General features: G+C 75.6%; 1 protein-coding gene. It reads left to right on the top strand.

Annotated elements, in window-relative coordinates; genetic code table 11:
• Positions 1-321, top strand: a 321-nt coding sequence (locus G3I78_RS50695; RefSeq protein ID WP_164437434.1) for a tetratricopeptide repeat protein, incomplete at its 5' end; no start/stop codon positions are given.
• Positions 322-385: the final 64 nt, after the last annotated feature.

Here is a 385-nt window from a genome sequence, read left to right as displayed (position 1 = left end):
TGCCGCACGGCAGGGCTGCGGCAGCGCGAGGCGCACGCCTGGTACCGGCTCGCCGACAGCCTGTGCCAGGTCGGGCGGCACGCCGAGGCCGCCCGGCACGCCGCGGACGCGGTCGAGCGCTGCGAGGATCTCGGGGCGCTGCGCGACAAGGCACACGCCCTGACGGTCCTCGGCCGGGCGGGGATCGGACTCGGCCGGACCGACGCCGCGCGCGCCCACCTGGAGCAGGCCCGGTCCCTGTTCATCGCCCTCCAGCTGCCCGACGCGGCCGATGTCGGCTGGATCCTCGACACCCTGGACGCCCGCGTGCCGCTCGGTTGAGCGTCACATGGGCTGCAGAGGGGCGGCACGCGGACTGCAGAGGCGCTGCATACGGGCTGCATAC

The sequence above is a fragment of the Streptomyces sp. SID13726 genome (assembly GCF_010548375.1).
GTDB lineage: Bacteria > Actinomycetota > Actinomycetes > Streptomycetales > Streptomycetaceae > Streptomyces.
This window is presented reverse-complemented; position numbering and strand designations above follow the sequence as displayed.